General features: G+C 37.0%; 17 protein-coding genes. 2 read left to right on the top strand and 15 right to left on the bottom strand.

From position 1 onward, the window contains the following. Positions 1-33 precede the first annotated feature (33 nt). Genes QN089_RS04680 through dapB form a run of 5 tightly spaced genes read right to left on the bottom strand, consistent with a single transcriptional unit; the run spans position 34 to position 4,546 of the window. Complete coding sequence (locus QN089_RS04680) at positions 34-1,020, bottom strand: biotin--[acetyl-CoA-carboxylase] ligase (protein ID WP_068454361.1); 987 nt, start codon at positions 1,018-1,020, stop codon at positions 34-36. Then, positions 1,004-2,173 carry a CCA tRNA nucleotidyltransferase gene (locus tag QN089_RS04675; RefSeq protein WP_068454363.1) on the bottom strand — a complete coding sequence of 390 codons (1,170 nt, stop codon included), beginning with the start codon at positions 2,171-2,173 and terminating at the stop codon, positions 1,004-1,006. Before QN089_RS04675 ends, QN089_RS04680 begins: the two co-directional genes overlap by 17 nt. Further along, complete coding sequence (bshA, locus tag QN089_RS04670; protein ID WP_285216052.1) at positions 2,173-3,312, bottom strand: N-acetyl-alpha-D-glucosaminyl L-malate synthase BshA; 1,140 nt, start codon at positions 3,310-3,312, stop codon at positions 2,173-2,175. The genes QN089_RS04675 and bshA overlap by 1 nt, the downstream gene beginning before the upstream one ends. A gap of 19 nt (positions 3,313-3,331) precedes the next feature. Next, positions 3,332-3,739, bottom strand: a complete 408-nt coding sequence (mgsA, locus tag QN089_RS04665; protein ID WP_068454369.1) for a methylglyoxal synthase — start codon at positions 3,737-3,739, stop codon at positions 3,332-3,334. A 12-nt stretch (positions 3,740-3,751) separates the two neighbouring features. Further along, entirely contained in the window at positions 3,752-4,546 is a 795-nt protein-coding gene (gene dapB, locus QN089_RS04660; RefSeq protein ID WP_409135919.1) for a 4-hydroxy-tetrahydrodipicolinate reductase, read from the bottom strand. Positions 4,547-4,747: 201 nt separating this feature from the next. On the opposite strand from dapB, the gene QN089_RS04655 reads away from it, so the two are divergent. After that, entirely contained in the window at positions 4,748-5,617 is an 870-nt protein-coding gene (locus tag QN089_RS04655) for a YitT family protein (RefSeq protein ID WP_068454375.1), read from the top strand. A 63-nt stretch (positions 5,618-5,680) separates the two neighbouring features. Here QN089_RS04655 and QN089_RS04650 read toward each other — a convergent pair whose 3' ends face one another. Beyond that, positions 5,681-6,040 carry a winged helix-turn-helix transcriptional regulator gene (locus tag QN089_RS04650; RefSeq protein ID WP_068454378.1) on the bottom strand — a complete coding sequence of 120 codons (360 nt, stop codon included), beginning with the start codon at positions 6,038-6,040 and terminating at the stop codon, positions 5,681-5,683. Positions 6,041-6,175: 135 nt separating this feature from the next. On the opposite strand from QN089_RS04650, the gene QN089_RS04645 reads away from it, so the two are divergent. Further along, a complete protein-coding gene (locus QN089_RS04645) occupies positions 6,176-6,805 on the top strand; it encodes a nitroreductase family protein (protein WP_068454381.1) in 630 nt (209 codons plus the stop codon). Positions 6,806-6,970: 165 nt separating this feature from the next. Here the strand turns inward: QN089_RS04645 and QN089_RS04640 are convergent, their stop codons facing one another. The 9 genes from QN089_RS04640 to aroH all read right to left on the bottom strand — a co-directional run bounded on the left by QN089_RS04640 (position 6,971) and on the right by aroH (position 15,414). After that, positions 6,971-7,678 (bottom strand): C40 family peptidase, encoded by a 708-nt coding sequence (locus QN089_RS04640; protein ID WP_087680099.1) that lies wholly within the window; start codon positions 7,676-7,678, stop codon positions 6,971-6,973. A 342-nt stretch (positions 7,679-8,020) separates the two neighbouring features. Next, positions 8,021-8,701 (bottom strand): zinc metallopeptidase, encoded by a 681-nt coding sequence (locus tag QN089_RS04635; protein ID WP_087680177.1) that lies wholly within the window; start codon positions 8,699-8,701, stop codon positions 8,021-8,023. 50 nt (positions 8,702-8,751) lie between these two features. After that, positions 8,752-9,357, bottom strand: a complete 606-nt coding sequence (gene lhaT / locus QN089_RS04630; protein ID WP_068454386.1) for a lipoprotein heptaprenylglyceryl N-acetyltransferase LhaT — start codon at positions 9,355-9,357, stop codon at positions 8,752-8,754. Positions 9,358-9,477: 120 nt separating this feature from the next. Then, positions 9,478-10,017 carry a ReoY family proteolytic degradation factor gene (locus tag QN089_RS04625; RefSeq protein ID WP_068454388.1) on the bottom strand — a complete coding sequence of 180 codons (540 nt, stop codon included), beginning with the start codon at positions 10,015-10,017 and terminating at the stop codon, positions 9,478-9,480. A 57-nt stretch (positions 10,018-10,074) separates the two neighbouring features. After that, positions 10,075-11,331, bottom strand: a complete 1,257-nt coding sequence (locus QN089_RS04620) for a tetratricopeptide repeat protein (protein ID WP_068454391.1) — start codon at positions 11,329-11,331, stop codon at positions 10,075-10,077. Positions 11,332-11,523: 192 nt separating this feature from the next. Then, positions 11,524-12,810, bottom strand: a complete 1,287-nt coding sequence (gene aroA, locus QN089_RS04615) for a 3-phosphoshikimate 1-carboxyvinyltransferase (protein WP_481810424.1) — start codon at positions 12,808-12,810, stop codon at positions 11,524-11,526. A 13-nt stretch (positions 12,811-12,823) separates the two neighbouring features. Further along, a complete protein-coding gene (locus QN089_RS04610; protein ID WP_068454397.1) occupies positions 12,824-13,924 on the bottom strand; it encodes a prephenate dehydrogenase in 1,101 nt (366 codons plus the stop codon). Further along, positions 13,921-15,021 carry a histidinol-phosphate transaminase gene (gene hisC, locus QN089_RS04605; protein WP_087680104.1) on the bottom strand — a complete coding sequence of 367 codons (1,101 nt, stop codon included), beginning with the start codon at positions 15,019-15,021 and terminating at the stop codon, positions 13,921-13,923. The genes QN089_RS04610 and hisC overlap by 4 nt, the downstream gene beginning before the upstream one ends. 30 nt (positions 15,022-15,051) lie before the next feature. After that, entirely contained in the window at positions 15,052-15,414 is a 363-nt protein-coding gene (gene aroH, locus QN089_RS04600; RefSeq protein WP_285216050.1) for a chorismate mutase, read from the bottom strand. Position 15,415: the final 1 nt, after the last annotated feature.

The following is a 15,415-nucleotide window of genomic DNA, read 5'->3' as shown; positions in this document are numbered from 1 at the left end:
TAAATGTGTTGAACGATGACACTGTAACTTACATTAATCTTTTTTTAATTCAATATCAGCTGAATACACACTTTTCGTTTCACCGTCTGGTAATTGTACTTTTAATACACCATCATTCGTAATTGCAACAGCCTTACCATAGAAGACTTCTGTCAATGTTGTTACTTTAATCGTTTGACCAATGGTACAAGAATAGCTTTCCCATTCTTTTTTAATTGGTAGGAACCCTTCTTTAACGTATTGATTCGAATAATACTCTAAATAATATAAAATACGTGCAATTAATACAGCACGGTCGATTTCTCGTCCTGTTTGTAATTTTAAAGAAGTCGCAATACCATGAATTTCTTCTGGGAAATCATCCATTGTGTGGTTGACATTAATACCAATACCCATGATTAATGCATTCACACGGTCAGGGTCTGCCTGTAACTCCGTTAAAATCCCTGTAATTTTAAAACCATCGATTAATAAATCATTCGGCCACTTAATTTGAGGACGAATACCTGCTACATCTTCAATCCCTTTTGCGATTGCTACAGCAGCTACTAATGTAAATTGTGGTGCCTCATAAGGTGGCACATCTGGACGTAAAATGACACTCATCCAAATTCCTTTTCCTTTTTGAGATTGCCACGGTCTTTGCATACGTCCACGACCGAGTGTTTGTTCCTCACAGATGACAACGGTTCCTGCTTTAGCGCCTTCCTGTGCCAACTGATGTGCTACTGGCTGTGTAGAAGGAAGTGTTTCTTCAAAAATAATCGTTTCACCAAACGTAGTTGTTTCAAGTGCCGCTTTAATTTTTGCTGGATCGATGCTATTCGGTTGCGACGTCAAAATATAACCTTTTTTTCGAATGGTCTCAAACGTATAACCCTCTTCTTCTAATTGTTTAATGTACTTCCAAATGGCTGTACGCGATAAACCGAAATCATCTGCAAGTTGTTGACCTGAAACAGGAGATGGAGTGGACTGTTGTAATTTTTTTAGAATTTTATATTTATACGAACCATTCATTTTGCAACCATTCCTTTATTGTTTGTTCATTATTTTCTAACTGACCGTTCACAACCCGCTTCACAATCTCATCTAATACTTCACGTAACCATGGGCCGCCTTTTTGATTCGTCCAGGTCATGAGATGTTTTCCTGTAACAGCAATCTCCTGTACATGTTGAATCGGTAAATCTTGCTTTTCTTTTACTAATTCTGGATAACTTATAACTTTTGTTACATTTTGCAACGCAAGAAGCTCATATGCACATTTCCAATACTTCAAATCATATTGAAAAAGCTCAAACTTAGTTGGTTGATGCTGAAGCAAAATATCGTAGCAAGCTTTCGCTTGCTTCACAAATGACTTTTCATCATTTGAGCAACGATACTGTTGAAGTAAAGTCAAGTCATTCGTTAAAATACACCAATATGTCCAGCCCCATTTTGCATCTTTCGCAGCATAGTTCTGCCATTTAGTATATGCTTCAAAAGCACCCGGAATCGCTTCGCCAAGATTATATTCTTGCATATAATACATCGCTTTTTCCGGTGCACGACTCACAAAAATCTTATCCCATTCAGCTTTCACACGTTCAATAGCAATCTCACCTAAATAATGCGACGTTTTTTGCATAGCGATAAGTGTCTCTTGTTCCAATGTAAATCCTAATTGAGCTACAAAGCGTACACCTCGAATAATGCGTAATGCATCTTCTGAAAAACGTGCATACGGTTCACCCACTGCACGAATAATTTGCTGTTGTAAATCTTCTTGACCTCGGTATAAGTCTACTAACTCTCCAGAACGTCTAAGTGCCATTGCATTAATCGTAAAATCACGTCTTTTTAAATCTTCTGCTAATGAACGAACGAATGTTACTTCATCTGGTCGACGACGGTCTGTATAAGTTCCTTCTGTACGAAACGTCGTTACCTCAATAGGTTCTTCAAAATCTAACACAAGAATCGTACCATGGGCAATTCCTACATCTACTGTTTTTTCAAATAATGCCTTTACTTCAAGCGGCATTGCACTCGTTGCTACATCTACATCATTCGCTGGTTTATCTAATAAATAATCCCTTACAGCACCGCCTACAATAACCGCTTCATGACCATGCTGTTCTAATGTTTCCATGACGTCATGTGCCGACTGCCATGCAAGATGCTTCATCACTTTTGAACCACCTTTTCATATAGCGCTTCATACTGCTCAACAATTTTTTCCGAGTGGAATCGATCTTGTACACTTTGAATTGCTCGTTTTCTAAACAACTGTAATTTTTCATCATTTAATAATAAACTAATCGCATGGTGAGCAGCTTGATCTGTATCACCTAATTCAACAATATAGCCATTTTTTTCATGACAGATGACTTCTGGAATTCCACCAATGCGTGTACCGATTCCTGGAACACCACAAGCCATTGCTTCTAATAACACTAGTCCAAACGCTTCTTTTTCAGACATAAGTAGTTTTAAGTCAGCCATTGCATATAGCTCTGCTAAATTCTCTTGCTTCCCTAAAAATAAAATATCTTCACTATATGGTGTTTGTTTTGCAAGTTGCATCGCTTCATGTTTTTCAGGACCATCACCAATTAATAATAATTTAGATTTTACATATTTACGTGTTTTGATGAATGTCTCAATCACATCTGGCACGTGCTTCACCTTACGGAAATTCGATACATGCACCATCACTTTTTCATCTGGCTCAATACCAAATGCTTCACGTAATTCACGTCCGTCTCGTTGATAATATTCTCGTTCATCCACAAAATTATAAACCGTTTCAATCGTTTGATTCGGCTGAATTAATTCCATTGTTTGATCTTTTAAAGATGTCGATACAGCTGTCACAACATCCGATTTTTCAATACCATAACGAATTGCCGTTGTTAGTAGTGCATCGTCACCTAGAACTGTAATATCCGTTCCATGAAGTGTGGTCACAATTCCTACACGCTTCCCTGCTTGTCCCGCCATATCGCGTCCAAGAACTGCACAAACAGCATGTGGAATCGCATAATGTACATGTAATACATCTAACTGCTCTTCACGAATAACATCTGCCATACGACTTGCTAGTGCAATGTCATAGGGTGGATATTGAAAAACAGAGTAATTATTAACTTCTACTTCATGGAAAAAAATATTCGGATACACTTTATTTAAACGAAAAGGCATGCTTGACGTAATAAAATGAATTTCATGACCACGTTCTGCAAGCATCTTCCCTAACTCCGTGGCCATAACGCCTGATCCACCTACTGTTGGATAGCATGTAATCCCGATTTTCAACTTTTTCATAATGAGCACATCACTTTCTTTATTTAGAACGTCTTTCCGCTAATAATCGGAAATCAATAAAACCATGTTCTAATCCTTTTAATAGCACTTCTGCTGTCCCCATGTTTGTCGCAAGTGGTACATGATATACATCACTTAAACGCATCAAAGCTGAAATATCTGGTTCATGTGGTTGAGCTGTAAGTGGATCGCGGAAAAAAATGACCATATCCATATCATTATTCGCAATCATTGCGCCGATTTGTTGATCTCCGCCGAGTGGCCCCGAACGAAAACGCGTAACAGATAAGGAAGTAGCATCGATAATACGTTGCCCTGTTGTACCCGTTGCGAATAATTCATGCTGTTCTAAAATGGGCTTATATGCGATTGCAAACTCTACCATATCTTCTTTCTTTTGATCGTGTGCAATTAATGCGATTTTCATGTCAATCTCTCCTTACAAAATATTTTCTAAACCATATACAAGATGATCTAATGTCATCACTTTTTCAACACATAACTTTACACCTGACATAAATGATGCGCGATTATATGAATCATGACGAATTGTTAGCATTTGACCCTCGCCACCAAATAATACTTCTTGATGCGCTACAAGACCCGGTAAACGAACACTATGAATACGCATACCATCAAAATCTGCACCACGAGCTCCTGGAATCGTCTCTTTTTCGTCTAGATGTCCTTGCTTATGTGAAGGACGATTCTCTTGAATCAGTTGCGCTGTTTTAATCGCTGTACCTGATGGTGCATCTAATTTTTGATCATGGTGTAATTCAATAATCTCAACATCTGGCATATACTGAGCTGCCATCGCTGCAAATTTCATCATCAATACAGCACCTACTGCGAAGTTTGGTGCAATAATAGCTCCAATTCCATGCTGTTTTGCATAATCCGTTAACTCTTGTAATTGCTCATCTGTAAATCCAGTCGTACCAATTACAGGTCGTACACCATGCTTTAAAGCTAATTTTGTATGTTCATAAACAGCTTCTGGTGTTGTTAAATCAATTATTACATCTGGTTTTACTTCATTAAATAATGTCTGTAAATCCATAAATACGGGTACATCATATGTATCTGGAAATTGTGGATATTGTTGTAGATTTTCTGCAATTTCTTTATGATCGAGTACTCCTACTAATTGAAAATCTTCTCTGCTTATAACGGTATGTACCGCTTCTTGTCCCATACGTCCTCTTGGTCCTGCTATTGCTACTGTAATCATGTGTGTCATTCCTCCCTATTTTGTAACCCCTACATTATCTTTTTATTGTAAAAACAGTTAAAATACATGATAATGTAAATCTATCCATCCATTTATTGTTTGAATTGATTTCATCACTATTACACATTATACAATATGCGAAAAAAATAGTAAGACAGAAAACTTCATTTTCGCATATTTCATTCGATTGGAGGTCTTTTTTTGGGTTTAGTTAAAGTGAAAAATACGCTGTTTATTTTACTTGGTGCAGCGATTTTCAGTTTTGGTCTTGTGAATTTCACATTAGAAAATAAGCTAGGTGAAGGTGGTTTTACAGGGATTACATTGATTCTTTATTTCCTCTTTAAATGGGACCCTGCACTAATGAACTTAGTATTGAACATTCCCATGTTCTTTATCGGCTGGAAAATTCTTGGTAAACGTGCATTCGCTTATACGATTATTGGTACAGTGAGTGTATCTGTTTTCATTAAAGTATTCCAAATCGTCAATGTTCATATCCCACTAAACGACGATTTATTACTTGCTGCTCTATTTGCTGGTGTATTTTTAGGTGGAGGGCTTGGCATTATCTTCCGCTTCGGAGGTACAACAGGTGGTTCTGATATCATTGCACGTCTTGCGGATAAATATTTCGGTTGGCCGATGGGTAAGACGATGTTCTTACTTGATGCACTCGTTATTGCGATTTCTGCATTAACATTCTTAGATATTCGTACAACCATGTACACATTAGTAGCTGTTTTCATTGCGGCACGCGTAATTGACTTTGTACAAGAGGGGATGTATGCAGCACGTGGTGCGCTTATTATCTCAGACCATTATGAAGAAGTGGCTTCAAAAATTACAACACAGATGGAACGTGGCGTAACGTATTTAGAAGGTGAAGGTTTTTATACGAAAGAGCAACGTAAAATTGTATATTGTGTCGTATCTAAAAACGAATTATTCAAATTAAAAAGTCTCGTCAATTCGGTTGATCCCTATGCATTTGTCTCCATATCCGAAGTGCATGAAGTGTCTGGAATGGGCTTCACATTAGATGACGAGCGCAATCCACTTCATCATTAAAAACAAAAAGAGAACTCTTGCTACTATAGCGGAGTTCTCTTTTTTTGTGTGTAATGAATGAGACTATATGTTAGGTGATGTCGGTTCTTTACACTGATTTGTTTTTTGGCATGTATGAACCCACTTCTGAATCGAGTGAATCACTTCTTTAAAAGCTTGACCATTTTCGGTTAAACGGTATTTTGTTTTTTTAACAGAATCATTAATATATTCTTTTTCAATCATATCGGCATCGATTAATTCGTTTAAACGTTGTGTTAATAAACGATCCGAAATGCCTTCGATTCGCGCATGAATTTCATTGTAGCGTAATGGACCATCAACTAAACTATATAAAATTGCCCCAATCCATTTCTTACCGATAAATTCAATTGCTTGATGATAATTTTGACAAACTTGCTCTGAATAGATAGGCTGTGTCATATCGAATCGCTCCTTTACATTTATTATTGTACCACAAATGAAATAATGATTGACATAAAAACTAACTTAAAGTAAGATGTTTTATATACCCATTAACTTACTTTAAGTTAGTTAAATATAGAAGGAATTTTTATTATGTCAACAACAACAAAATCAGCTGTAATTGAAAACATGTATGCACGTAAATCGATTCGTAAATACGATTCTGAATATAAATTAACAAAAGAAGAAATTTCAGAGCTATTAACAGATGCAATGACTGCACCTTCTTCTTCAAACCAACAACCTTGGCGCTTCATCGTTATTACAGATGAACAAAAGAAAAAAGAATTACGTACAATGGCATTCAATCAAGAACAAGTTGAAACAGCTCCAGCAATCATCGCGGTTTTAGGTGATACTGACTTCCATAAAAATGCACGTAAAATTCACCAACTAAGTGTAGATGCTGGCGTTATGGATCCAGAAGTGGCTGAAAAACTAACAGAAAATGCTGAAACACTTTACAGCGGTATTCCTGTAGCTGCGCGTCATTCAGTAGCTATGTACGATGCTGGATTAGTGTCAATGCAACTTTTATTAGCTGCAAAAGATCGTGGACTAGATACAGTTGTAATGGGTGGATTCAATAAAGATGAATTTGCAAAATCATATAACTTACCAGAAAATGAATTCCCAATCGTTCTAATCGCAATTGGTAAAGGAACAGGCCCAGCACGTGGTACTTCTCGTTTATCTGTTGAAGATGTAGTACGCTTTGTATAATCATTAAATTAAGAGACTGTAGTGCTATTTTAGACACTACAGCCTTTTTATATACCATACAAAAAGACTTGATTCACATGAAAGCGAATCAAGCCTTTTTTATTGAAACTCCTTACTTATATGAAAATAGTTTCTCACATATGTAATTCATCTATTTAATTTAAATTAACGTGTTGTACCATAGCTTACTACACGTTGATTCCAGTAACCGCTTAATGATTGGAACTTCACACTATTACCAGCTGCGTGTAATACTTGATTGTTACCTGCGTAAATTCCTACATGTGATACATATGAACCACCTGGAGTTGCTGAGAAGAAGATTAAATCCCCTACTTTTGGTGAACTTACACGTTTAACAGAAGCTTTTTGTGCTCTACTTGTACGTGGTAATGATTTCATACCTGCTTGTTTATATACATAAGATGTGAAACCAGAGCAGTCAAATCCACCTGGACGTGATCCACCCCATACATATGGTGTACCTACATATTTACGACCTGCATTAATAATCGCATTACCAGAAGCTGCAGATGCTTTTTTCACCGTTTTCTTTGCTTTTTTTGAAGAAAGATATTTACCTGACACCCAGCCTACTTTACCATTGTATTTTACTTTATACCAAGTACCTGAAACAGTTTTACGTTGGTATGCATATACTTTTTTACCTTTTGGAATAGTTAGAACGCGTTTTGCTTTTGTAGTAGGGCCTGTACGCATGTTTAATGCGGCTTTTGTATAGTAATTTTTAGAAACTTTTGTTGTTTTTGATGAAGCTGCAGATGCTTGTTGTTCAGTAGCTACCCCTGTAAAACCTACTGTTAAAGCTAATGCACCTGTTAAGATTGATGTCAGTAATTTATGTTTCTTCATGAATTTATGAACACTCCCACGTTTTTTAATTTGATTGATTTATATGTCGTTTGTTATATGTCATTTGTTATTATGTACGAACTTTTTTAACTGAGACTAACTTTACACGAGTTAGCTTACAGTCTAGCGTCAACTAAGTTACAGATATATTACAAATTATTACGAGCTTGACTTATATTTAGCAGAATCTTATTAAATCAACGATTCAGCATTTATTTCTTAACGCTTCTTTCTTGTAAAATAATTTCATTCTCTTATTTTTCTTCTTTTTTTTAAAAAAATGACATAAAAAAACACCTCGTATGTTACGTCAATGTAACAATACAAGGTGTTTTTGTGTTACTAATCTTCGCGATTCCCCATACCTGTATAAATTAATACAAGTCGTGCAAGTTCCATGACCGCTGTCGCTGCTGCTGCAACATATGTTAATGCTGCTGCTGTTAATACTTTTTTCGCTTTTGGATATTCTTCATTGTTAATGATGCCCAATTGATCAATTTGGCGCATCGCACGCTTAGAAGCATCAAACTCAACTGGTAATGTTACTACTTGGAAAAGTACACCAATTGCTAATAAGATAATACCTACTAACATTAATGGTTTAAATGTTGCAATCATACCAATCATAATGAAAATCCATGAAGCGTTTGATGAAATATTCGCTGCTGGAACTAATTTTGAGCGCCATGTTAAGAATGAATATGCTTCCGCATCTTGAATAGCGTGGCCACATTCATGGGCTGCAACTGCTGTACCTGCAATCGATGTTTCATAGAAGTTATGCGTTGATAAACGCACTACTTTTGTAGATGGATCATAATGATCTGACAAAAAACCATCGACTGGCTCAACTTTTACATTTCCTAATCCATTTTGGTCTAAAATTTTACGAGCAACTTCGGCACCCGTCATTCCTGATGTTGAATATTCTTGTGAATAGCGTGTATATGTTTTCTTTACTTTACGTTGTGCATACAGTGGTAATAACATCAAAACAGCAAAGTAGATGATATACATCATAATTGACAATCTAACCATCCTCCTAGTTCGTTCATAGTTTTATTTTAAGGTCAAACAAAATTTGGGGCAACTGAAAACCTCTTTTTCATTGCAAAGATTGCAATGATTAGACACACAATTGACAACCAAAATGTAAAGTATCCAATTCCTGTCATATATTGATTTAACATATGGTACCAAGGCATTTGGTTAAAGACATAGTCAATCACGACATCATGTAATGTCCAAATTGCTGTGATGATGATATGAACACTTTTAAAGTCATACATCGGCATATAAAGCAAGCCTTGGACAGCCATTAAACCATGACTAACTACAAGCATCCAACCAGCAAACCCGAGTGACCCTAACTCGTTTAAGACCATTAAATTCATGACCACAGCCCATACACCGTATTTTACAAGCGTCACGAGTGCTAACGCTTCAAATAAACGCCAATGTTTTTTTAACAACCAACCAATAATCGCAATTGAAAAGAATAATGTAGCTGTTGGACTATCTGGTATAAATATTAAAAAGATTAGCTTTGCTTCAGCCAACTGATCTCCGTACCAAATGTATCCATAAATAGAACCTAATAGATTGACGATTAATAACATGATTAAAAATGTTTTTGATATTAAAATCGTCCATAATCTCGCCCATATGTAGCGCATGAAATCCCCCCACCTCTATCTCTATCCATTATATAGTAGAAGTTTTTAAATGGTCTACTATCGTTTCTTTTTCTCAGAAAAAGGGCTTTGATTTGCGAAAATCAAAGCCCTTTTTTCTATTTACTGTAATTGGTTCAACTGATCCGACAATTGTAAAAAACGTTCTTTATCGCGATTATCAATTGCTTCATCAATTTGTTGTAATAACATTTTCTTTTGGAAATTTTTCATGCTTACATCGAGTAATTTTTCAGCAACTTCACGATCACCGTAATTCGATTGTAAATACTTCGGAATATACGGATTCTCTTCTAAAACAGCTAAGTAAGCCGGATTAGGTGGTATTTTAGGGAAGTTTAGCTGAATGTACATATCTTCTTCCGAATTCAATCTTAAATCATGAAATGACTTTTCTGCATCAGCCGTCATTAAATTTCCTTTATAAAAACGGAATGGGATTCCAGATGAATCGATTGTCGACATGACCATTGCTCTTGGACAAAAATGCGCTTCTTCTACGAAATGAATTCTTTCTAATAAGTCATCATGCCCTACAATATAATTAAGAATCCAAACACATTCTCTTCGTTTCATATCGTAACGCTTTAAGAACCATTTAATAAATGCCTTTTTCTCTACATTTGTCACAGATGCCTTCATAAATACCCCTCCTTTAGTAAGTAATTCTTTCCAATCACTTGCTGAACCGGGTGTAACTTAAGCGTCAAAGCTTGCTTGTAAATCAATCCATTGCGGCTCTTCAGGTTGTAAGTCACGTAAAAGTGCTACAATCTGTAAGGCTTCTTGTCTTTTCCCGTCCTCGATTAAGAAATAAACATATTTCTCTAAGAAGTCTACATCTTCTTTATAATCTTCGAATGCTTGACGGTAATGTGTGTAAGCTTCTTCATACATTTCTAAACGATCATAGGCAAGCGCCGCAAAAATTGAAAGTGCTGTCCATTCAAAGTCGTCTTTCGATAGACCTTCAATGAGTTCAACAACTTCTTCATCGCGCTCTTCCGATGATAGGATTGATACGAGTGTATGCACTGCTTCCATATATTCTGGGTCAAGTGCAATCGCTTGACGAAGAAATGCTTCTGCTTCCTCTGGCAATTTATTTTTGATTGCCATTTTACCAGCAAACAAGAATAATTCCTTGTCATACTCATCTCGTTTAATACCCTCTTTAATTACTTCTAAAGCTTTGACATTGTCTTCCATCATGGCATAACTTTGCGCCAATAATAGATAACCGGCAAAGTAATCTGGATCTAACGCACGTAAATCTTCACCATAACGTGCTGCCGCTTCGTACATCTCTAATTGAAAAGCACTATAAGCCGCACCAAATAATAAATCAGGCGATGTACTCTCTTTTAATGCCTCTAAATAATAATGGTAGGCATCTTCAAAAGCTGCACCCGTACGATGAACTTCTGCAATACGTTCAACTAGACGAACGCCTGCAATTTCTTTTTGATTTTTATATAAATTCTCATATAAACGAGCCGCTTCACTTAGACGTCCCATCTCCATTAATAACTCTGCTTTTGCAAACTGAAGAAGTGGTTCATCTGGTAATAACTCAAGCGCTTCATTCATATGTTTTTCTGCTACTTCATATAAACCTTGCATTTGATAATAATCAGCAAGCGCCAATAATACTTGTGGATATTCTTCTGCATCTTGTGGAATCGATAAGAATAAGTCCAATGCTTCATCTTCTTGATTAGTTTCCATCAATAACGAGGCACGATCAACCTTAATTTGATTTTCTTCTGGGAATAAAAATTGTAGATGCTCTAACACACTTGCTGCTTCATGAATAAAACCTAAATTCATCAAGTAACCAGCAACTTCATATTGCATATCTGGATCGACATGTAACTTGAATTCTTCCATTAGTGCATGAATTTGATTAAGGTCACCTTGCTCCATTGCTTCAACCATTTGTTGTTGGATTGTCATCTGTCATCCACCTATTTCTAAATTATTTTCATCTTTATGCTACATGAGGAAAGTAGGATATACAAGGAAAAACGCTTGAAATATCGAAGAAAATTACAGGTAAAATATGACTGATTCCCTTCTTATTTCTCTGTTTAAAATAAAAACAAACTATCCTGATAAAAACTGCATCATGATAGCTTGTTTTATGAACTATTTCATTAGACTGTCTAAATCTTCAAAGAATGTTGGGTAAGATACCGCAATACAATCAGCGTCATCTAATGTCACAGCACCTTCTGTAATGAGTGATGCGATGGCATTCATCATACCCATGCGGTGATCGCCATATGTCTTTAATGCCGCACCATGTAACTGTGTAGGACCTTCAATAATCATGCCTTCTTCTGTTGCTGTAATATTCGCACCCAGCTTTGATAATTCCGCAACAACTGCATCTAAACGATTCGTCTCTTTCACTTTTAATTCCTCTGCATCACGAATAATCGTTGTTCCTTCAGCTTGTGTCGCAAGTAAAGCAATAATTGGAATTTCATCAATTAGCCGCGGAATTAAATTCCCACCAATGGTCGTACCCTTTAACTCTGATGTACGAATAATGACACGACCTGCTGGCTCAGCATGCTCATGGTCATACGGTTGAATTTCTAGATTTGCACCCATTGCTTCTAACACTTCGATGATACCTGTACGTGTCTTATTAAGACCTACATTTTCAAGAGTAATTTCACTACCCTTTGTAATGGCACCTGCTACAAGGAAAAAGGCAGCTGAAGAAATATCGCCCGGTACAGCGACATGACTCGCTGTTAATTTTTGTCCACCTGCTAACGAAATCACACCATCTGTTGTATCAATATTTACACCGAATTGACGTAGCATTAATTCCGTATGGTCACGTGTTGCTTCTTTTTCGCGAACAATTGTTGTTCCTTCTGCATTTAGACCTGCTAATAACACTGCAGATTTAACTTGCGCACTCGCTACAGGCAATGTGTAATCAATCGCTTGTAATGTCGTACCTTTCACTGCGATTGGTGTAAATTGTCCATCTTCTCGTCCTGTAATATGTGCACCCATTTCGCGTAAAGGATTAATGACACGCTTCATTGGACGTTTGGCAATCGATTCGTCACCAGATAATACTGCGTGTACGTGTGAACCAGCGAGTAAACCAAGTAATAGACGTGTCGTTGTGCCAGAGTTCCCCATGTACAAAATATCCATCGGCTCTTGGAATGCGTCCATACCTTCACTTTCAATCGTCACATCTGTACCTTGTTGTTCAATTTTAACACCCATTTGTTTAAAGGCTTCAATTGTACGAAGACAATCTTCGCCTGGTAAAAAACCTGTAACTGTTGTTTTACCTTTTGCCATACTTCCGAACATAATGGAACGGTGTGAAATGGATTTATCGCCTGGAACCGTAATCGTTCCTTTTAATGATTGCCCTTGTAATTGAACGATTTTTTGCATCGTCATCTCTCCTTTACGAAATATAAAATTCATATGGACTACGTGTACGAATGCATTCTGCTGCTCGCTTACGATCTCCACTTGATTGGAAACTTACAACTAAAATACCGAAAACGTCTTCCCTTGTCTCGACAATTCGAATATTTGTAATACTGATTTTTTCTTCTGCAAAATAACCTGTAATTTCAGCGATACTACCAGGATAATCTGGTACATCAATATATAAATCATATGTTGTAAATAAGGCACCTGATGTATCAGGTAATGCATCACGAAATTGTTTTGCTTCTTCAAAAAATTGATAAATGTCTTGTTCGGTACCTTTTTCTAAAATCGATTGCACACGTGACATCTCTTGTTGCCATTTTGCTAATTGGTCTTGTATTTGCGCGCGATTTTGCACCGTAATATCTTGCCACATTGTTGGATTGGAACTAGCAATACGTGTAATATCTCTAAATCCACCTGCTGCCAATCGTTTCGTGAATGGATGCTCTGCATTTTCATTTGCTAGTTGATGCACAAGTGACGCTGCCACAATATGCGGGAAATGACTAACAACCGACGTCATATGATCATGTTCTTCAGCAGGAACAACCATGAGTTTGGCATTTGTTAGTTTTAAAATTCCTTCTAAAGCTTTCACTTGTTCTTCCTTTGTACTTCCCAAAGGTGTCAACATATAATATGCATTTTCAAATAAAATTGGTTTAGCTGCTAGAACACCACTTTTATGTGAACCTGCCATTGGATGCCCACCAATGAACGTAATACCTTTTTCAGCTAAATGTTGCGCTTCTTCCATAATGATAGCTTTTGTACTTCCTGTATCTGTCACAATTGTATGTGATGGTACAGTCCATGTTTGAAGTTCTTTCATCCATTGAAGTGTTGCATTCACAGGTGTTGCAAAAATGACAAAGTCGGCTTCTTTTACGGCTTCTTTCGGATGTGTTGCTGCTTTATGAATAACGCCTAATACTTTCGCACTTTGAAGTGTATCGGCATTTGCATCATAACCGATAATTTCATGTTCTGGAGAGCGTTGTAAAGCAAGCGCAATCGAACCGCCAATTAAGCCTAAGCCTACGATGAGAATTCGCTTTTTACTCAAGCGAATACCCCATGTTTTTGTAACACTTCTTCTAGCTGTGCGAGTAAGCCTTCATTTTGTTCTTTCGTGCCAATTGTCACACGAATATAGTTTGGAACACCCAGTGGATTACCACTACGAATAATATAACCTCGTGACATTAACTCTTGGAATACGACATCACTATCCATCTTCACTTCAAATAAGATGAAGTTTGTATCGGTTGGGTAATAATCTAATTGGTGTTTTTCACAAAATGCAATATATTGTTTTTTACCGGCTTCATTGATTTCACGACATGACTCAATATATGCTTGATCCGCTATTGCTACCGGAACAATCGCCTGACTTAATACCGTATTATTAAATGGACCACGCACAGGATCAAGTCGCGCAATCAATTCTTTATTGGCAATACCGTAGCCTACACGGAAAGCTGCTAAACCGTATGCTTTTGAGAACGTACGCATAATGATTAAGTTGTCGTATTGTTTTAATAATGGTAGTGAATCTGTGCAATTTGGATTTGTTACATATTCAAAGTATGCTTCATCTAAAACGACAAGTACATCTTTCGGTACTTTTTTCAGGAATGCTTGTAGTGGTGCATCTTCAATGACCACACCTGTTGGATTGTTCGGGCTACATACCCATACAACTGCTGTATTTTCGTCAATTGCATCAAGCATCGCATCTAAATCATGTGTGCGATTCTTCAATGGAATTTCACGAATTTCCGCACCTTCAATCAGTGCATTTAATTTATATTGTGAGAATGTTGGTGTTGCCATAACTGTATTTACACCTGGTTGAAGTAACGCGCGTGTCACGATACTAATCAGTTCATCTGAGCCGTTACCAAAAATTAATTCGTCACCGTTTACACCTAAATGTTTTGCAACTGCTTCACGCATCGCTGTACCATAACCGTCTGGATATAATGCAAAGTTATGCACTGCATTCTCTAAATAAGCCGTTACTTTTGGTGAGCATCCTAATGGATTTTCATTCGATGCTAATTTTACAATCTCCGATAACCCGAATTCTTTCTTCACTGCTTCAATTGATTTTCCAGGTTGGTATGCTTTCAACCCTTTTACTGATTCTTTCCACTTCATCGTTAAGTCGCCTCTTTCTTCCTCATCTCATTATTTTACTAAGTCTGGTCTTAATTTCACTGCCTCATTCAAATAGACATGGGCAATTTCTTTCTGTGCTTTTTGCGTTTCTACATTCACAAGTAGACGGATACAAAGTGGTAACGCACCCGCGACATTCATTTCGTGCATACACATAACCGGAACATAATCCCATCCCTCATACGTGCGTACAGTTTTTGCTGGAAAAGCAGATGTAATATCTGACGTCGTTGTTGCAATAACGGATGATACATCTTCTGCTTTTACTTCATTGCGCTCAATGATTTCTTTTAATAATCTCGTTGTTTCAATCTCTACTTGTACAGCATCATTTACTGTAATCGTTGTTGCACCTCGAATACCTCGAATCATA

Origin of the sequence: Kurthia sp. YJT4 (assembly GCF_030219945.1) — a bacterium.
Lineage (GTDB): Bacteria > Bacillota > Bacilli > Bacillales_A > Planococcaceae > Kurthia > Kurthia gibsonii.
Note: the sequence above shows the minus strand (reverse complement) of the source record. Positions and strands in the feature narration are given on the sequence as shown.